Source organism: Streptomyces sp. NPDC043176, assembly GCF_056436715.1.
The window spans coordinates 84,525-102,172 of the sequence record NZ_JBWKCA010000014.1 but is presented as its reverse complement, the minus strand read 5'-3'; the positions used below and the strand labels follow the sequence as shown (position 1 = coordinate 102,172).

At 72.2% G+C, this 17,648-nt stretch carries 21 protein-coding genes; 15 read left to right on the top strand and 6 right to left on the bottom strand.

Annotation, left to right across the window (positions count from 1 at the left end; all coding sequences use genetic code 11):
* Positions 1 to 90 precede the first annotated feature (90 nt).
* Both AC067A_RS23265 and cofC read right to left on the bottom strand, forming a co-directional pair.
* Complete coding sequence (locus AC067A_RS23265; protein ID WP_017235969.1) at positions 91 to 300, bottom strand: hypothetical protein; 210 nt, start codon at positions 298 to 300, stop codon at positions 91 to 93.
* Positions 301 to 310: 10 nt separating this feature from the next.
* Positions 311 to 958 (bottom strand): 2-phospho-L-lactate guanylyltransferase, encoded by a 648-nt coding sequence (gene cofC, locus AC067A_RS23260; RefSeq protein WP_479244396.1) that lies wholly within the window; start codon positions 956 to 958, stop codon positions 311 to 313.
* A gap of 126 nt (positions 959 to 1,084) precedes the next feature.
* Here cofC and AC067A_RS23255 point away from each other — a divergent pair, with 126 nt between their 5' ends.
* The 3 genes from AC067A_RS23255 (at position 1,085) to AC067A_RS23245 (ending at position 4,074) form a co-directional block, all read left to right on the top strand.
* On the top strand, positions 1,085 to 1,837 hold the full coding sequence (locus AC067A_RS23255) for a lysophospholipid acyltransferase family protein (RefSeq protein WP_479244395.1): 753 nt from the start codon (positions 1,085 to 1,087) through the stop codon (positions 1,835 to 1,837).
* On the top strand, positions 1,834 to 2,835 hold the full coding sequence (locus AC067A_RS23250) for an NAD(P)H-dependent glycerol-3-phosphate dehydrogenase (RefSeq protein ID WP_479244394.1): 1,002 nt from the start codon (positions 1,834 to 1,836) through the stop codon (positions 2,833 to 2,835). Before AC067A_RS23255 ends, AC067A_RS23250 begins: the two co-directional genes overlap by 4 nt.
* A gap of 99 nt (positions 2,836 to 2,934) precedes the next feature.
* Positions 2,935 to 4,074 carry a D-alanine--D-alanine ligase family protein gene (locus AC067A_RS23245; protein WP_479244393.1) on the top strand — a complete coding sequence of 380 codons (1,140 nt, stop codon included), beginning with the start codon at positions 2,935 to 2,937 and terminating at the stop codon, positions 4,072 to 4,074.
* Between the two features lie 31 nt (positions 4,075 to 4,105).
* On the opposite strand, the gene AC067A_RS23240 is transcribed toward AC067A_RS23245, so the two are convergent.
* Both AC067A_RS23240 and AC067A_RS23235 read right to left on the bottom strand, forming a co-directional pair.
* Positions 4,106 to 4,597 carry a DUF3515 domain-containing protein gene (locus AC067A_RS23240; RefSeq protein WP_479244464.1) on the bottom strand — a complete coding sequence of 164 codons (492 nt, stop codon included), beginning with the start codon at positions 4,595 to 4,597 and terminating at the stop codon, positions 4,106 to 4,108.
* A gap of 23 nt (positions 4,598 to 4,620) precedes the next feature.
* Complete coding sequence (locus tag AC067A_RS23235) at positions 4,621 to 4,854, bottom strand: Lrp/AsnC family transcriptional regulator (protein ID WP_017235963.1); 234 nt, start codon at positions 4,852 to 4,854, stop codon at positions 4,621 to 4,623.
* A 233-nt stretch (positions 4,855 to 5,087) separates the two neighbouring features.
* Here AC067A_RS23235 and AC067A_RS23230 point away from each other — a divergent pair, with 233 nt between their 5' ends.
* Together AC067A_RS23230 and thiD are read left to right on the top strand one after the other, a co-directional pair.
* A complete protein-coding gene (locus tag AC067A_RS23230; protein ID WP_479244392.1) occupies positions 5,088 to 6,050 on the top strand; it encodes a thiamine-phosphate kinase in 963 nt (320 codons plus the stop codon).
* Positions 6,047 to 6,847: a bifunctional hydroxymethylpyrimidine kinase/phosphomethylpyrimidine kinase gene (gene thiD, locus AC067A_RS23225; RefSeq protein WP_479244391.1), complete on the top strand. Its 801-nt coding sequence runs from the start codon at positions 6,047 to 6,049 to the stop codon at positions 6,845 to 6,847. The genes AC067A_RS23230 and thiD overlap by 4 nt, the downstream gene beginning before the upstream one ends.
* A 218-nt stretch (positions 6,848 to 7,065) precedes the next feature.
* On the opposite strand, the gene rpmB is transcribed toward thiD, so the two are convergent.
* Complete coding sequence (rpmB, locus tag AC067A_RS23220; RefSeq protein ID WP_003957616.1) at positions 7,066 to 7,251, bottom strand: 50S ribosomal protein L28; 186 nt, start codon at positions 7,249 to 7,251, stop codon at positions 7,066 to 7,068.
* A gap of 236 nt (positions 7,252 to 7,487) precedes the next feature.
* Between rpmB and AC067A_RS23215 the strand changes: the two genes are divergently transcribed.
* The 9 genes from AC067A_RS23215 to mutM all read left to right on the top strand — a co-directional run bounded on the left by AC067A_RS23215 (position 7,488) and on the right by mutM (position 16,445).
* Positions 7,488 to 9,107 (top strand): DAK2 domain-containing protein, encoded by a 1,620-nt coding sequence (locus AC067A_RS23215; RefSeq protein ID WP_479244390.1) that lies wholly within the window; start codon positions 7,488 to 7,490, stop codon positions 9,105 to 9,107.
* Positions 9,108 to 9,165: 58 nt separating this feature from the next.
* On the top strand, positions 9,166 to 11,358 hold the full coding sequence (gene recG, locus AC067A_RS23210; RefSeq protein WP_479244389.1) for an ATP-dependent DNA helicase RecG: 2,193 nt from the start codon (positions 9,166 to 9,168) through the stop codon (positions 11,356 to 11,358).
* A 68-nt stretch (positions 11,359 to 11,426) separates the two neighbouring features.
* A complete protein-coding gene (gene rsmD / locus AC067A_RS23205; protein ID WP_479244388.1) occupies positions 11,427 to 12,011 on the top strand; it encodes a 16S rRNA (guanine(966)-N(2))-methyltransferase RsmD in 585 nt (194 codons plus the stop codon).
* A 26-nt stretch (positions 12,012 to 12,037) separates the two neighbouring features.
* Complete coding sequence (gene coaD, locus AC067A_RS23200; RefSeq protein ID WP_479244463.1) at positions 12,038 to 12,517, top strand: pantetheine-phosphate adenylyltransferase; 480 nt, start codon at positions 12,038 to 12,040, stop codon at positions 12,515 to 12,517.
* A gap of 110 nt (positions 12,518 to 12,627) precedes the next feature.
* Positions 12,628 to 13,692, top strand: coding sequence for an ATP synthase F0 subunit B (locus AC067A_RS23195; RefSeq protein WP_479244387.1), 1,065 nt, complete (start codon positions 12,628 to 12,630; stop codon positions 13,690 to 13,692).
* A 65-nt stretch (positions 13,693 to 13,757) separates the two neighbouring features.
* Complete coding sequence (locus tag AC067A_RS23190; protein WP_479244386.1) at positions 13,758 to 14,483, top strand: YceD family protein; 726 nt, start codon at positions 13,758 to 13,760, stop codon at positions 14,481 to 14,483.
* Between the two features lie 2 nt (positions 14,484 to 14,485).
* The gene (gene rpmF / locus AC067A_RS23185; RefSeq protein WP_015036448.1) at positions 14,486 to 14,659 is read left to right on the top strand and encodes a 50S ribosomal protein L32; all 174 of its coding nucleotides are present in this window, start codon (positions 14,486 to 14,488) and stop codon (positions 14,657 to 14,659) included.
* 19 nt (positions 14,660 to 14,678) lie between these two features.
* Positions 14,679 to 15,473, top strand: a complete 795-nt coding sequence (gene rnc / locus AC067A_RS23180) for a ribonuclease III (RefSeq protein ID WP_479244385.1) — start codon at positions 14,679 to 14,681, stop codon at positions 15,471 to 15,473.
* Between the two features lie 114 nt (positions 15,474 to 15,587).
* Positions 15,588 to 16,445, top strand: coding sequence for a bifunctional DNA-formamidopyrimidine glycosylase/DNA-(apurinic or apyrimidinic site) lyase (mutM, locus tag AC067A_RS23175; RefSeq protein WP_479244384.1), 858 nt, complete (start codon positions 15,588 to 15,590; stop codon positions 16,443 to 16,445).
* Positions 16,446 to 16,458: 13 nt separating this feature from the next.
* Here mutM and AC067A_RS23170 read toward each other — a convergent pair whose 3' ends face one another.
* Positions 16,459 to 16,845, bottom strand: a complete 387-nt coding sequence (locus AC067A_RS23170; RefSeq protein ID WP_479244383.1) for a winged helix-turn-helix transcriptional regulator — start codon at positions 16,843 to 16,845, stop codon at positions 16,459 to 16,461.
* A 123-nt stretch (positions 16,846 to 16,968) separates the two neighbouring features.
* On the opposite strand from AC067A_RS23170, the gene AC067A_RS23165 reads away from it, so the two are divergent.
* Positions 16,969 to 17,553, top strand: a complete 585-nt coding sequence (locus AC067A_RS23165) for a flavodoxin family protein (RefSeq protein ID WP_479244382.1) — start codon at positions 16,969 to 16,971, stop codon at positions 17,551 to 17,553.
* Positions 17,554 to 17,648: the final 95 nt, after the last annotated feature.

Sequence of the window (17,648 nt, the reverse complement as noted above, 5' to 3'; positions counted from 1 at the left end):
GGCGCGCCCGGCGGGTGTCCTGCCGGTCATGCCGGGCCCGAGGGCCCGGCCTGAGGGACGGGGCGCCCCTGGGGACGCGCGAAGGACCGGTCAGAAGGTCTGCAGCGTCACCAGTGTGATCCGCGAGCCCGCCCCCGAGGTGCCCGGCTCCGTCTCGATCCGCACCCGCTGGCCCGGCCGCAGCAGCAGCAGCCCGCCCGCCTCGAAGGCCGCCGCCCCGAACTCCACGGGGGTGCCGTCGTCGAGCAGCACACTGCCGCTGCGGGTCTCGGGGTCGTACGTGAACGCGGTCGCCTGCATGGTCCGCAGCCTATCCGGCCACCGGCAGCCACCGGGCGGCCGTCCGAGGGCCGAGCCCCAGCGCCCTGGCCGCCTCGAGGTCCTCCCCGGTGTCCACGTCCCGGCGTACGGAATCCACCCCGGCCGACCGGATTTCCACCGCTCCCGAAGCCAAATGCCGCAACCTCGACGCGCCCCCGAATGCCGGTTCCAATTCCACCCCCGGACCCGCCGAGAGGAATGTCGTACCTATTTCGGCGGCATCCGCGAGAAATGCCCTCGGAAAATTCAGGGCCGCGTCCAGGACCCGGGTCAGCTCCGCGGGCCGCAGGGCCGGCAGATCCGCGTTGAGCGCGGCCACGCGCGCGTGCGGCCGCCCGGCCCGCACCGCACGGACCCCGTGCGCGAGCGCCGCGTTGAGCCCGTCCGCCGGAAGGTCCTGCACGACCCGCGCGCCCAGCGCCGCCAGCGCCGAACCGGCCGCGGGATCGTCCGTGACGACCACCACATCCCGTACGCGCGCGCAGTTCAGCACCGCGCCCACGGTGTCCTCGGCGAACGCCAGCGCGAGCCGGGGGCGCAACCGGGCGCCCACCGCCGCCGCCAGTCTGCTCTTCGCCAGGGCGAGAGGCTTCAGGGGTACGACCAGCGACCAGCCGTCGTCCGTGTCCGTGTTCATCGGGGCCCATTCTGTCCCGCCCACGCGGTCCGCCGCGGGCCCCGGGGCGTACGGTGTCCTCGACAGACCAGGAGCACGGGGCGACACTTGACCCCCTGCCAGCCAGTCCCGGAGAAAGGTGTCCGAGTGCCCCGCCGCAGAATCGGCTTCTGGTACCGCCTCGCGGCGGTCATCGCCAAACCCCCCCTGGTGGTTCTGTTCAAGCGGGACTGGCGCGGTATGGAGCACATTCCGGCCGACGGCGGATTCATCACCGCGGTCAACCACAACTCCTACCTGGACCCGCTGTCGTACGCGCACTACCAGTACAACACCGGCCGCGTCCCGCGCCTCCTGGCCAAGGCGGCCCTCTTCAAGGCCCCCTTCGTCGGCATGATGCTGCGCGGCACCGGACAGATCCCGGTCTACCGCGAGACCACCAACGCGCTGGACGCCTTCCGCGCCGCCGTCGCCGCCATCGAGCGCGGCGAGTGCGTCGCCTTCTACCCCGAGGGCACCCTGACCCGCGACCCCGACATGTGGCCCATGGCGGGCAAGACCGGCGCCGCCCGCGTCGCGCTGCTCACCAAGGCCCCCGTCATCCCGGTGGCCCAGTGGGGCGCCAACCTCGCGATGCCGCCGTACGCCAAGGAGAACAAGTTCCGGCTGTTCCCCCGCAAGACGCTGATCGTGCAGGCCGGTCCGCCCGTCGACCTCTCCCGCTTCCACGGCCTGGAGCCGACGCCCGAGGTGCTCCGCGCGGCCACCGAGACCATCATGGCCGCCATCACCGCCCTCCTGGAGGAGGTCCGCGGCGAGAAGGCGCCCGCCGAACCGTACGACCACCGCAGGGCCCGCCTGGAACAGCGGCGCAAGGCCGCCGAGGAAGGCACCAAGTGACCAAGGCAGCCGTCTTCGGCAACGGATCCTGGGGCACCGCCTTCGCCATGGTGCTCGCCGACGCGGGATGCGAGGTGAGCCTCTGGGGCCGCCGCGCCGAACTCGCCAAGGAGATCAACGCCACCCGGACCAACCCCGACTACCTGCCGGGCGTCGAACTCCCGGGGACGATCACGGCCACCGCGGACCCGGCCGAGGCCGCCCACGACGCCGACTTCACCGTCCTCGTCGTCCCCTCCCAGACCCTCCGCGGCAACCTGGCCGCCTGGAAGCCGCTGCTCGCCCCGGACACCGTCCTCGTCTCCCTCATGAAGGGCGTCGAACTCGGCACCGCCAAGCGGATGAGCGAGGTCATCACCGAGGTCGCCGACGTGCCCGCCGAGCGCGTGGCCGTCCTCACCGGCCCCAACCTGGCCAAGGAGATCGCCGCCCGGCAGCCCGCCGCGGCCGTCGCCGCCTGCGTCGACGAGACGGTCGCCCAGCGGCTCCAGACCGCCTGCATCACCCCGTACTTCCGGCCGTACACCAACACCGACGTGGTGGGCTGCGAGCTCGGCGGCGCCGTGAAGAACGTCATCGGCCTCGCCGTCGGCATCGCCAACGGCATGGGCCTCGGCGACAACTCCAAGGCCACGCTCATCACCCGCGGCCTCGCCGAGACCACCCGCCTCGGCCTCGCCATGGGCGCCGACCCGCTCACCTTCTCCGGCCTCGCCGGCCTCGGCGACCTGGTCGCCACCTGCTCGTCGCCGCTCTCCCGGAACAACACCTTCGGCACCAACCTCGGCCGCGGGATGACCCTCCAGGAGACCATCGCGGCCACCAAGCAGACCGCCGAAGGCGTCAAGTCCTGCGAGTCCGTGCTCGATCTGGGCCGCCGCCACGGCGTCGACATGCCGATCACCGAGACCGTCGTCTCGATCGTCCACGACGGCAAGCCGCCGATCGTCGCGCTCAAGGAGCTGATGTCGCGCTCGGCCAAGCCCGAGCGCCGCTGACCCCGGCCCGGCGGGTGTGCCGCCCCCGCTGCGCCGTACGCGCGAGGCGGCAGCGGGGCGCTCAGCAGTTCGGGAGTCGCAGGGTACGCTCATCGCGATATGAGCGAGAACACCCAGAGCCCCCGCAAGCCGCGCGTGGCCGTCGTCTTCGGCGGACGCAGCTCCGAGCACGCCATCTCCGTCGTCACGGCCGGCGCCGTCCTGAGCGCCATCGACCGGGACAAGTACGACGTGCTGCCCATCGGCATCACGACGGACGGGCGCTGGGCGCTCACCGCCGACGCCCCCGAGCGCATGGCCATCGCGGACCGTGCCCTGCCGAACGTCGCCGACCTGGCCGAGTCCTCGGAGGGCGGCGTCGTCCTCTCCGTCGACCCCGCCAACCGCGAGGTCGTCCTCACCGAGCCCGGCGCCGTGCCGAAGGCCCTCGGCGAGGTCGACGTGGTCTTCCCCATGCTCCACGGCCCGTACGGCGAGGACGGCACCCTCCAGGGCCTCCTGGAGCTCTCCGGCGTCCCCTACGTCGGCGCGGGCGTCCTCGCCTCCGCCGTCGGCCAGGACAAGGAGTACATGAAGCGGGTGTTCGTCTCCTTCGGACTGCCCGTCGGACCGTACGAGGTCATCCGGCCGCGCGAGTGGGAGCAGAACCCCGCCGCCGCCCGCAAGAAGATCGTCGAGTTCGCCGCCGACCACGGCTGGCCGCTCTTCGTGAAGCCGGCCCGCGGCGGCTCCTCCATGGGCATCACCAAGGTCGACGACCTCTCCGGCCTGGACGAGGCCATCGAGGAGGCCCGCCGCCACGACCCCAAGATCCTCGTCGAGTCGCTGCTGCGCGGCCGCGAGATCGAGTGCGGCGTCCTGGAGTTCGAGGACGGCCCGCGCGCCAGCGTGCCGGCCGAGATCCCGCCCGTCACGAACCACGACTTCTACGACTTCGAGGCCAAGTACATCGACTCGGCCTCCGGCATCGTGCCCGCCCCGATCGGGGACGAGGCCACCGCCGAGGTCCAGCGCCTCGCCGTCGCCGCCTACGAGGCCGTCTCCTGCGAGGGCCTGGTCCGCGCCGACTTCTTCCTCACCGAGGACGGCGACTTCGTCATCAACGAGATCAACACCATGCCGGGCTTCACGCCGATCTCCATGTACCCGCGCATGTGGCAGGAGAGCGGCGTCGGCTACCCGGAGCTCGTCGACCGGCTCATCCAGGCGGCGCTGAACCGCTCCACCGGCCTGCGCTAGGCACGGCGGAACACCCGGTCCGGAGTTGCGGCTAGCCGCACTCCGGATCCAGGCCGCAGGGGACGGTCCTCGCCACGGGGGCGGCGAGATCCACGAGCGGCCCGACGTCGTGCGCGTACCGCTCGTCGAGGGCGACCTCGACGTAGGTCTTCCGGTACACGGTGGTGAAGCGGGGGCCGTCGTCCGTGGGCTCCAGCATCCAGCGCACGCCGTTCACGGAGACGCCCTGCGCCTTCGGATCGCTCATCTTTTCGGGCCGGGGGACCCCGCAGCGCAGTACGATCGCACCGTCACCCCACCCGGCGGTCAGCTCGGAGCCGGGCTCCGGATCACTCCGTTCCAGCCCCGCCACGGTGTCGGGAAGCTCCTTCGCCAAGGCCTGGCAGAAGGCGGCCTCCTCCACCGGGGGGCTGGGAACCTCGACGGACGCCGCGGCGCCCGTCGAGGAGCAGCCGGCGACGGCCAGCAGCAGGACGGCGGCCGACACGGCGGCGGGCAGGCCGAAAGGCCGGTGGGCAGACATCACCGGCCAAGGGTAGACGGGGGCTACAGATGAACGACCGGGCAGGTGAGGGTGCGCGTGATGCCTTCCACTTGCTGGACCTTGGCGACCACCATGCGCCCGAGCTCGTCGACCGTGTCCGCCTGCGCGCGCACGATGACGTCGTACGGGCCGGTCACGTCTTCCGCCTGGAGCACCCCCGGGATCTTGGAGATGGTGTCGGCGACGGTCGACGCCTTGCCCACCTCGGTCTGGATGAGGATGTACGCCTGAACCACGGAACCTCCAGGGCGACCACGAGGATCTTGTGGGAGAAAGGGACGCCACGGTACCGCGTCGCCGCGGGCCGCGGGGAGACCCGCGCGCCCCGGGACACCCGGGGTGTGGCGTACGCAGGACAGAAGTTGACGGTCTACTTGACGGTACCCAGCACGGTGACGGCCCGCGACCCGCGGCGCGCCCAGACGCGCCCCCGCCCGCCGGCCGGCACGAAGACACGAGGTGAGACGCGGTGAAGGGCACAGTCGGAGAGCTGGGCGAGTTCGGGCTCATCAGGGAGCTCACGTCCCGGCTCACCTCCACCCCCGCGGTGCGGATCGGGCCCGGCGACGACGCAGCGGTCGTCTCCGCCCCCGACCGGCGGGTGGTGGCCAGCACGGACATCCTCCTCGAAGGACGTCACTTCCGCCGCGACTGGTCGACGGCGTACGACGTCGGCCGCAAGGCCGCCGCGCAGAACCTCGCCGACATCGCGGCCATGGGCGCGGTCCCCACGGCGCTCCTCCTCGGCCTCGTCGTACCCGCCGAACTCCCCGTCACCTGGGCCACCGAACTCATGGACGGACTCCGCGACGAATGTCAGGTCGCGGGCGCGGCGGTGGTCGGCGGCGACGTCGTCCGCGGCGACACGATCACGGTCTCCATCACCGCCCTCGGCGATCTGCGCAACCACGACCCGGTCACCCGGGGCGGTGCGCAGCCCGGCGACGTCGTCGCCTACACCGGCTGGCTCGGCTGGTCCGCCGCCGGGTACGCGGTCCTCTCCCGCGGCTTCCGGTCCCCGCGCGCCTTCGTCGAGGCCCACCGCAGGCCCGAGCCGCCGTACCACGCGGGTCCCGCGGCCGCCGGGCTCGGCGCCACCGCCATGTGCGACGTCAGCGACGGCCTCATCGCCGACCTCGGCCACATCGCCGAGGCCAGCAAGGTCCGCATCGACCTGCGTTCCGGCCTCATCGACATCCCCACCCAGATGAACGACATCGGCCAGGCCGTCGGCGTCGACCCCATGCAGTGGGTGCTCACCGGGGGAGAGGACCACGCGATCGTGGCCACCTTCCCGCCCGACGTGAAGCTCCCCGCCCGCTGGAAGGTCATCGGGGAGGTCCTCAACCCCTCGGCGCTGCCGCAGGTCACCGTCGACGGGGCCCCCTGGCACAGCGTGGGCGGCTGGGACCACTTCGGAGAGACGGAGTGACCTCCGGGCCCCCGCTCGTGCTGACCGTCGCCGGATCCGACTCCGGCGGCGGCGCCGGCATCCAGGCCGACCTGAAGACGATGCTCGCGCTCGGCGTCCACGGCATGAGCGTGCTCACCGCCGTCACCGCCCAGAACTCGCGGGGCGTCCAGGGCGTCTGGGAGCTGCCCGTGGACGCCGTACGCGCCCAGTACCGGGCCGTCGTCGACGACATCGGCGTCCAGGCCGTGAAGACCGGCATGCTGGCCTCCGCCGCGCTCGTGGAGACCGTCGCCGAACTCCTCGCGGACACCGCCGCCCCCGTCGTCGTCGACCCGGTCGGGGTCTCCAAGCACGGGGACTCCCTCCTCGCGGAGGCCGCGCTCGACTCCGTCCGTACGACGCTGCTGCCGCGCGCGACCGTCGCCACCCCCAACCTGGACGAGGTGGCACAGCTCACAGGCGTCCAGGTGGCGGACGAGGGCGACATGAGGACGGCCGCCGAGGCCGTCCTGGAGTACGGCCCCCGCTGGGCCCTCGTCAAGGGCGGACACCTGCCCGGTGGCGGGGACGCCGTCGACCTGCTCACGGACGGCTCCGAGGAGCACTGGCTGCGCGCGCCGCGCCACGACAACCGGCACACCCACGGCACGGGCTGCACCCTCGCCTCGGCCGTCGCGTCGGGGCTCGCCATCGGCCTGCCGGTACCGGAGGCGGTGCGGCGGGCCAAGGAGTACGTGACGGGGGCCATCGCCGCCGGATTCGCCCTGGGCGGGGGCATCGGCCCGGTCGACCACGGCTGGCGCTTCAGGGGCTGACGGTTCCGGGGCCTGACCGATCGGGTCCCGAGGGTTCCGGGCGCCGACGGATCGGGTCCCGACGGATCCGGGCCCCGGCGGCGTCAGGGCGTGACGCCGCCGGGGCCCGACCGGTTTCGGGCCCTGATCGTTTCAGGGCATGGCAAAAGGCCGGTTCACCGAGGTGAACCGGCCTTTCAAGGCAACCGCAGGGGCTGCGCTACGACAGAACGTCGCAATTAGCGCGAGACCTTGCCGGCCTTGATGCACGAGGTGCAGACGTTGAGCCGCTTCGGCGTCCGACCGACCACGGCACGCACGCGCTGGATGTTCGGGTTCCAGCGACGGGACGTACGGCGGTGCGAGTGCGAAATGTTGTTGCCGAAGCCCGGCCCCTTGCCGCAGACGTCGCAGTTGGCAGCCACGGGTCACTCCAAAGACTTCAGGATTACAGTGAAATCCGGCGCACCGGAATCAGGAGTCTGAAGTGGCTTGCCGGGGAACGGCCCGGTGTGGACCGGGCAACCGAAGCAGCATACAACGCCTGCTTCGGTGGAACGAAACTACCATGGTCTCCGCCGACCTCGCCCCGGGCCCAGGTCACGGGCCGGACACCCCGGGTCTACCCTGCGGTGAGCTCACCGCCGAAGGAGGACCCCCGTTGTCGCGAGCCCTTCAGCCTTTCGAGGAGCTCGTCGAGCTCGACGCGGAGGCGCTCAGGACCTGGTCCGCGCGGGCGCTGGACGCCCTCGGCCGGGAGCGCGAGGAGATCGACGCGATCAACGTCTACCCGGTCGCCGACGGGGACACCGGCACCAACCTGTACCTGACGGCGGAAGCCGCCCACCAGGCCGTCGAAGCGGTCTTCACCGCCTCCGCGCCCGGCACCGCCGAAACCGTACGGGCCATGGCCCACGGCGCCCTGCTCGGCGCCCGCGGCAACTCCGGGACCATCCTCTCCCAGCTCCTGCGCGGCATGGCGGGCGTCCTCGCCGACGGGTGTGACGGTGATCACCTCGCCCGCGCCCTCGCGGAGGCCGCGACCTCGGCCCGCCGGGCCGTCGCGCACCCCGTGGAGGGCACCATCCTCACCGTCGCGACCGCGGCGGCCGGAGCCTGCGCCACGGGCGGCACGCTCGTGGACGTGGCCAGGAACGCCTACGACGGGGCCAGGACCGCCCTGGCGGCCACCTCCGGGCAACTGGACGTCCTCGAACGCGCCGGAGTCGTGGACGCGGGCGGACGCGGCCTCGTGACGGTCCTCGGCGCCCTCCTCGAGACCGTGACCGGACAGACCCCGCCCGACCCCGCCACGGCGCCCCGCCGCCCCGCCGCGCCCGAACCGCGCGAGGAGTGCGCCGGCGACGACGGTCCCGCCTACGAGGTGATCTACCTCCTGGAGGCCGACGACACCGCCGTCGAGACGCTCCGCGGGCGGCTCGACGCCCTGGGGGACTCCCTCGTCGTCGTCGGCGGCGACGGGCTCTGGAACGTCCACGTGCACGTCGACGACGCGGGCGCCGCCGTCGAGGCGGGCGTCGAGGCCGGCCGCCCGCACCGGATCCGCATCACCCACTTCGCCGCCGACACCGCGCCGGCGGACGGACGCGGCGAACGCGCCCAGCGCGCCGTCGTCGCCGTCGTCCCCGGCGAAGGCCTCGCCGGACTGTGCGCCGAGGCCGGCGCGACCACCGTCCAGGCCCGGCCCGGCGAACCCCCCGCGGGCGACGAACTCGTCGACGCGATCAGGCGGGCCCACGCGCGCGAGGTCGTCCTCCTCCCCAACGACACCGACCTGCGCCAGACCGCCGCGGCCGCCGCCGAACGCGCCAGGGCCGAGGGCATCCGCGTCGCCCTGATCCCCACCCGCGCCGCCGTCCAGGGCATCGCGGCCCTCGCCGTCCACGAACCCGACCGGCGCTTCGACGAGGACGTCGTCGCCATGACCGCCGCCGCCGGCGCCACCCGCTACGCCGAACTCGCCGTCGCCGAACGCCAGTCCTTCACCTCGGCCGGCGTCTGCCAGGCCGGCGACGTCCTCGGCCTCATCGAGGGCGACGTCGCCGTCATCGGCACGGACCTCGCCGAGACCGCCCGCACCGTCCTGGACCGCATGCTCTCGGCGGGCGGCGAACTCGTCACCCTCGTCGTCGCCGACGACACCCCGCCCGACCTCGCCCCCGACCTGGAACGGCACGTCCGCCGCGGCTACCTGGCGGTCGACACCACCACGTACCACGCGGGCGCGGGGGCGCCGCCCCTGCTCATCGGGGTGGAATAGGCCCCCACCCGGCGGTCGTCCACAGCCTTCGCGCCGACTGTCGGTCCCTTGGTGTGGAATGGAACGCGTGCCCGCGCTCGACGAACCACTCAAGAAGTCCCTCGGTCCCGCCACCGCCAAGGTGATGGCCGAGGCACTCGACCTGCACACGGTCGGCGACCTGCTCCACCACTACCCCCGCCGGTACGCCGAGCGCGGGGAGCTGACCACCCTGGCCGACCTGCCGCTCGACGAGCACGTCACGGTGGTCGCCCAGGTCGCCGACGCCCGCGTGCTCACCTTCAACGGCGCCAAGGGACGCGGCCAGCGCCTCGAGGTGACCATCACCGACGGCAGCGGCCGCCTGCAACTGGTCTTCTTCGGCAAGGGCGTCCACAAGCCGCACAAGGACCTGCTGCCCGGCACCCGCGCGATGTTCGCCGGCAAGGTGTCGCTCTTCAACCGCCGCCTCCAGCTCGCCCATCCGGCGTACGAACTCCTCCGCGGCGACGCCGAGGAGGCCGTCGACACCTGGGCCGCGACCCTCATCCCGATCTACCCGGCCACCACCAAGCTGGAGTCCTGGAAGGTCGCCAAGGCCGTCGACGCGGTCCTGCCCAGCGCGGCCGACGCCGTCGACCCCCTGCCGCCCGCCCTGCGCGAGGGCCGCGGCCTCACCGACCTGCCCGACGCCCTGCGGAAGATCCACCGGCCGCGCACCAAGGCGGACGTCGCCGACGCCCGCGAACGCCTCAAGTGGGACGAGGCCTTCGTCCTCCAGGTCGCCCTCGCCCGCCGCCGGCACGCCGACACCCAGCTCCCCGCCGTCCCCCGCCGCCCCGCGCCCGACGGCATCCTCGACGCCTTCGACGCCAAGCTCCCCTTCACCCTCACCGACGGCCAGCAGAAGGTCTCCCAGGAGATCTTCGACGACCTCGCCACCGACCACCCCATGCACCGCCTGCTCCAGGGCGAGGTCGGTTCCGGTAAGACCATGGTGGCCCTGCGCGCCATGCTCGCCGTCGTCGACGCCGGGGGGCAGGCCGCGATGCTCGCCCCCACCGAGGTACTCGCCCAGCAGCACCACCGCTCCGTCACCGAGATGATGGGCGAACTGGCCGAGGGAGGGATGCTCGGCGGCGCCGAGCGCGCCACCAAGGTCGTCCTCCTCACCGGCTCCATGGGCGCCGCCGCCCGCCGCCACGCCCTGCTCGACCTGGTCACCGGCGAGGCCGGGATCGTCATCGGCACGCACGCGCTGATCGAGGACAAGGTGCAGTTCCACGACCTGGGCCTGGTCGTCGTCGACGAGCAGCACCGCTTCGGCGTCGAGCAGCGCGACGCCCTCCGGGGCAAGGGGAAGCAGCCGCCCCACCTGCTCGTGATGACCGCCACGCCCATCCCGCGCACCGTCGCCATGACCGTCTTCGGCGACCTGGAGACCTCCGTCCTCGACCAGCTGCCCGCCGGCCGGTCGCCGATCGCCAGCCACGTCGTCCCCGCCGCCGACAAGCCGCACTTCCTGGCGCGGGCGTGGGAGCGGGTCCGCGAGGAGGTGGAGAAGGGCCACCAGGCGTACGTGGTGTGCCCCCGCATCGGCGACGAGGAGGACCGGAAGAAGAAGGCCAAGGCCTCCGCCGAGGACGAGGCCGAGAAGCGTCCGCCGCTCGCCGTCCTCGACGTCGCCCAGCAGCTCGGCTCCGGGCCCCTCGCCGGGCTGCGGATCGCCGTCCTGCACGGCCGCATGCACCCCGACGACAAGGACGACGTGATGCGCCGCTTCGCCGCCGGCGAGCTCGACGTCCTCGTCGCCACCACCGTCATCGAGGTCGGCGTCAACGTCCCCAACGCCACCGCCATGGTGATCATGGACGCCGACCGCTTCGGCGTCTCCCAGCTCCACCAGCTCCGCGGCCGCGTCGGCCGCGGGTCCGCTCCCGGCCTCTGCCTCCTCGTCAGCGAGATGCCCGAGGCGAGCCCCGCCCGGCAGCGCCTGAACGCCGTCGCCTCCACCCTCGACGGCTTCGAGCTCTCCCGCATCGACCTCGAACAGCGGCGCGAGGGCGACGTCCTCGGCCAGGCCCAGTCCGGCGTCCGCTCCTCGCTGCGGGTGCTCACCGTCATCGACGACGAGGAGGTCATCGCCGCCGCCCGCGAGGAGGCCACCGACCTCGTCCTCGCCGACCCGGACCTCACCGCCCACCCGGGACTGCGCACCGCGCTCGACGCCCTGCTCAGCGAGGAGCGGGAGGAGTACCTGGAGAAGGGCTGACCACGCCCCCGCCGACGGCGGCCATATCCTGAGACGTACGCACTGGACGACGCAGGACGAGGACACCGATGACCCGCGTGATCGCCGGCACGGCCGGCGGGCGCCGCCTGGCCGTGCCGCCAGGCAACGGCACCCGCCCCACCTCCGACCGGGCGCGCGAGGGCCTCTTCTCCACCTGGGAGGCGTTCCTCGGCACCCTCGACGGGGCCAGGGTCGCCGACCTGTACGCGGGCTCCGGGGCCGTCGGCCTCGAAGCGCTCTCCCGGGGCGCCGCCCACGCCCTCCTCGTCGAGGCCGAGCCGCGCGCCGCCAGGACCGTCCGCGAGAACATCACCTCGCTCGGCCTGCCCGGCGCCGAACTCCGCACCGGCAAGGCGGAGCAGATCGTGACGGGACCGGCGCCGGCCGATCCGTACGACCTGGTCTTCCTCGACCCGCCGTACGCCGTCGAGGACGCCGATCTGCGCGAGATTCTCCTCACACTGCGCTCGGGGGGCTGGCTGAGCGAGGATGCCCTCGTCACCGTGGAGCGCAGCACTCGAGGCGGTGAATTCGGCTGGCCGACCGGTTTCGAACCCCTGCGGTCCCGTCGCTACGGTGAGGGAACGTTTTGGTACGGTCGCGCCGCCTCTACGTGCGAAGACGCACGATGACCGGACCGGAGAGCGAGGGACCCAAGTTGCGCCGCGCCGTCTGTCCGGGGTCATTCGACCCCATCACCAACGGACACCTCGACATCATCGCCCGCGCCTCCAAGCTGTACGACGTCGTGCACGTCGCGGTGATGATCAACCAGTCGAAGAAGGGCCTCTTCACGGTCGACGAGCGGATCGAGCTGATCCGCGAGGTCACCGCCGACTTCGGCAACGTCGAGGTGGAGTCCTTCCACGGACTCCTCGTCGACTTCTGCAAGCAGCGCGACATCCCCGCCATCGTGAAGGGCCTGCGCGCGGTCAGCGACTTCGACTACGAGCTGCAGATGGCGCAGATGAACAACGGCCTCACGGGCGTGGAGACGCTGTTCGTCCCCACCAACCCGACCTACAGCTTCCTCTCCTCCTCGCTGGTCAAGGAGGTCGCGGCCTGGGGCGGCGACGTCTCCCACCTGGTCCCGCCGGAGGTCCTCGGCCGGCTGACCGAGCGCCTGACCGGGAAGTGACGCGCGGCCACCACCGCTGACAGTCCGTCACCTGGTGTCGGACGGGAGCCGACTGCCCTTAAAGTCGTCCCGTCCGTCTCCATCCAGCTGTAGAGAGTGGCGAGCACCCGGTGGACGTGCAGAAGAAGCTCGACCAGATCGTCGCGACCGTGCAGGGCGCCCGCTCCATGCCCATGTCGGCATCCTGCGTGGTCAACCGGGCCGAGCTGCTCGCCCTGCTCGAAGAGGTGCGGGAGGCCCTGCCCGGCTCCCTCGCCCAGGCCCAGGAACTGATCGGCGGCCGCGAGCAGGTGGTCGAGCAGGCCCGCCAGGAGGCCGACCGGATCATCGAGGCCGCCCACGCCGAGCGGGGCTCGATCGTCTCCGACACGCAGGTCGCCCGGCAGTCGCAGGAGGAGGCCGACCGGATCCTCGCCGAGGCCCGCCGCGAGGCCGAGGAGGTCCGTGCCGAGGCCGACGACTACGTCGACTCCAAGCTCGCCAACTTCGAGGTCGTCCTCAACAAGACGATCGGCTCCGTCGACCGAGGCCGCGAGAAGCTCCTCGGACGCGGTCCCGGCCTCGACCGGGACGGCTACGCGGACGAGGACGCCCCGGAGTACAGCGCCGACCCGCAGACCCTGATCCAGCGGGCCGACGAGTACGTGGACGCCAAGCTCGGCGCGTTCGAGGCGGTGCTCAGCAAGACCCTGGAGGCGGTCGGCCGCGGTCGGCAGAAGCTGCACGGCCGGATCGCCAGCGACGACCTCGGCGAGCACATGGCCGCCCAGGACGGCCGCGACGCCGCCGTGCACACCAGCGACGCCGACTACCTGGCCGGCCTCGCGGAGCTCGCCGACCCCGAGCCGGCGCAGAACCGGGCCCCCGCGCAGATCCCCGCCCAGCAGCAGCCGGACCCCTACGGGTACCAGCAGCCGCAGCAGGACCCCGCGTACGCCTACCAGCAGCAGCAGCAGCAGCAACAGCAGCACGACCCGTACGCGTACCAGCAGCCCGATCCCTACGCGTACCAGGGGCAGTACGGCTACGAACAGCAGCAGTACGACCCCCGGGCCCAGGCCCACCAGCCGCAGCAGGCCGCCGCGCTCGACGAGACCAGCTTCTTCGACACGGGCATGATCGACCTGGAGCAGCTGCGCCGCTACGAGCAGGGGCAGTACGAACAGGGACAGTAAGGGGCACGGGGCCCGGATTGGGCCCTGAGCGAAGCGTCCAGTATCCTGGCTCTTCGGTCGCGCGTATGCCCGCGACCCTTGCTGCCCACGTCTGGCAGCCTCCTCACGTTGAGAACGATCCGAAAGCAGGAAGAGCCCTGAGTACGCGCCTCGACCACCGCAACCCCCTCGTGTTCGACACGCACGAGCTGGGGCGGCGTCCTGGTGCCCTCCAGCGGATCTCGCGTTCGGTCGAGGCCCCCGCGGCCCTCGGCGTCGAAGGAGTGATCGGAGTGCCCGAGGGCTCTCCGGTGGAAATCGATCTCCGTCTTGAGTCGGTCATGGAAGGGGTGCTTGTCACAGGCACCGCCCGTGCATCGGCCGAGGGGGAGTGCGTAAGGTGTCTGGAGCCCGTCGAGCTCGATCTCGACGTGGACTTCCAGGAGATGTTCTCGTACCCCGACTCCGACGACCGGGGCCGCTCCAAGGCGGCCGCGGACGACGAAGCCGAGGACGACGAGGACATGATCCCCCTCGAGGACGGCATGTTCGACCTCGAACCCGTGCTGCGTGATGCGGTGGTGCTCGCACTGCCGATGCAGCCGGTGTGCCGGGAGGACTGTGCGGGTCTGTGCTCCGAATGCGGAGCCGACCTGAACGAGAACCCGGAGCACCACCATGACGCCGTCGACATTCGTTGGGCGGCACTGCAGGGACTCGCCGGTTCGCTGGGAACCGATGAGAAGGACAACATGAGCGGCAAAGCCTCTGACGGGGACGTCCGAAGCGCCGCCGAGAAGCAGGAGAAGTAGCCGTGGCTGTTCCGAAGCGGAAGATGTCGCGCAGCAACACGCGCCACCGCCGGTCGCAGTGGAAGGCTGCGGTCCCCACCCTGGTTTCGTGTGAGCGTTGCCAGGAGCCGAAGCTGCAGCACATCGCGTGCCCGAGCTGCGGCACCTACAACAAGCGCCAGGTCCTCTCGGTCTGAGTGGCTGGTGAGAGGCACGATGTCTGAGAACATCAGCGCAGCCTCGTCCCACACGCTTCTGGAAGGGCGGCTCGGCTATCGGCTCGAGTCCGCCCTTCTGGTGCGTGCGCTGACGCACCGCTCGTACGCGTACGAGAACGGCGGTCTGCCCACCAACGAGCGTCTCGAGTTCCTCGGGGACTCGGTGCTCGGCCTGGTGGTCACCGACACGCTGTACCGCACCCACCCCGATCTGCCGGAAGGCCAGCTGGCCAAACTGCGGGCCGCGGTGGTCAACTCTCGTGCGCTGGCGGAGGTCAGCCGTGGCCTGGAACTCGGCTCCTTCATCCGGCTCGGCCGGGGCGAAGAGGGCACGGGCGGTCGGGACAAGGCATCCATCCTCGCCGACACCCTCGAAGCGGTGATCGGCGCGGTCTATCTCGACCAGGGCCTCGACGCGGCGTCCGAGCTGGTGCACCGGCTCTTCGACCCGCTGATCGAGAAGTCCTCCAACCTCGGTGCCGGCCTGGACTGGAAGACCAGCCTCCAGGAGCTCACCGCGGCCGAGGGCCTGGGCGTCCCGGAGTACCTCGTCTCCGAAGAGGGCCCGGACCACGAGAAGGTCTTCACGGCTGCCGCCCGCGTCGGTGGTGTCTCGTACGGCACCGGCACCGGCCGCAGCAAGAAGGAAGCGGAGCAGCAGGCCGCCGAGTCCGCGTGGCGCGAGATCCGCGCGGCAGCGGACGAACGCGCGGCAGCGGCGAAGGCCGTTGCCGAGGCGGACACGGGAGAGGTCGCCGACCCCTCTCCGACCGCCCATCGGGCGTCGGCCTGACGGCCCGCACCCACCGCTTCCCGAGAACCCCGCCCCAGGGCGGGGTTCTCGTCTTTCCGCCGCCGTTGCGCCGGTAGGGTTGAACCGCTGTCGAAGACGTCCGGAGGAGTCCCCGTGCCCGAGCTGCCCGAGGTCGAGGTCGTACGGCGCGGTCTGGAGCGCTGGGTCGCCGGGCGGACCGTGACCGAGGTCGAGGTGCTGCACCCGCGGGCCGTACGGCGCCACCCGGCGGGCGGCGAGGACTTCGCGGCCCGGCTGAAGGGGCAGCGGTTCGAGGTGGCGAGGCGGCGCGGCAAGTACCTCTGGCTGCCGCTCGCCGACACCGGCACCTCCGTGCTGGGACACCTCGGCATGAGCGGCCAGCTCCTCGTCCAGCCGGAGGACGCCCCGGACGAGAAGCACCTCCGCATCCGCCTCCGCTTCGACGACACGGCCGGCACCGAGCTCCGCTTCGTCGACCAGCGCACCTTCGGCGGGCTCTCGCTCCACGACCAGACGCCGGACGGGCTGCCCGACGTCATCGGGCACATCGCCCGTGACCCGCTGGACCCCGAGTTCGACGACGCCGCCTTCCAGGCCGCGTTGAGACTGCGCCGTACGACCGTCAAGCGGGCGCTCCTCGACCAGTCGCTGATCAGCGGCGTCGGCAACATCTACGCCGACGAGGCGCTCTGGCGGTCCCGGCTGCACTACGACCGCCCCACGGCGACCCTGACCCGGCCGCGCTCGGCCGAGCTCCTCGGGCACGTCCGGGACGTGATGAACGCGGCGCTCGCGGTGGGCGGCACCAGCTTCGACAGCCTGTACGTGAACGTCAACGGCGAGTCCGGCTACTTCGACCGCTCGCTCGACGCCTACGGGCGTGAGGACGAACCCTGCCACCGCTGCGGGACGCCGATGCGCCGGCGGGCCTGGATGAACCGGTCCAGCTACTTCTGCCCGCGCTGCCAGCGGCCGCCGCGGGCGACCTGATCCCGCCGGGCGGTCAGCCCGTCACGGGGACCGCGCGCCCCGCGTCGTAACTCTCCCGCGCGGCCTCGACCTGGGGCATCCGCCCCTCCACCAGCTGGATCAGGCCGATCAGCCGCTCCGCGATCTCGCGGCCGAGCGGCGTGAGCCGGTAGTCGACCCGGGGCGGGTTCGTGGGCTGCGCGTCGCGGTGGACGAGACCGTCGCGCTCCAGGGCGTGCAGGGTCTGCGACAGCATCTTCTCGCTGACGCCGTCGACCCGGCGCCGCAGCTCGTTGAAGCGGAACGTCCCGTCGTACAGCGCGCCCAGGGTCAGGCTGCCCCAGCGTCCCGTCACGTGCTCCAGCGTGCCTCGCGAGGGGCAGGCACGCGCGAACACGTCGTAGGCGAGGTCATCGGTCATGCCTCTACCGTACTCCCGCACAGCGCTTACCGTCACGAGGGCGCTATCGACAGGCTTGCGCTTTCCAAAAGTTAGTGCTTTGCTTCTGAGCGTTCGCCTGCCGACCCTTTCGAGGAGCTCCTTGTGACCACCCCCGTCGTCTCCATCGCCTTCCACTCCGGCTACGGCCACACCGCCGTCCTCGCCGAGGCCGTCCGGGCCGGCGCCGCCGACGCGGGCGCCACCGTCCACCTGATCAACGTCGACGGGATCAGCGACGCCGAGTGGGAGCTCCTGGACGCCTCCGACGCGATCGTCTTCGGCTCCCCGACGTACATGGGCACCGCCTCCGGCGCCTTCCACCAGTTCGCCGAGGCCACCTCGAAGCGCTGGTTCACCGACGCCTGGCTGGACAAGCTCGCCGCCGGCTTCACCAACTCCGGTTCCAAGAGCGGCGACAAGCTCCACACCCTGCAGTTCTTCCAGACCCTCGCCGGCCAGCACGGCATGACCTGGGTCAACCTCGGCCTGAAGCCGGGCTGGAACAGCAGCGAGGCCTCCGAGAACGACCTCAACCGCCTCGGCTTCTTCGCCGGCGCCGGCGCCCAGACCCACACCGACCTCGGTCCCGAGGGCGTCCACAAGGCCGACGTCGCCACCGCCGAACACCTCGGCCGCCGCGTCGCCCTCACCGCCCGCACCTTCGCCGCCGGCAAGGCCGCCGCCTGACCTCTCCCCGCCCCCGGCCCCGTACGGCCCGTACCCGCAAGGGCCCGCCCCCACCCAGACCCCGCCCCTGAGCGCCGGTACGCGAGAGGGCCCCG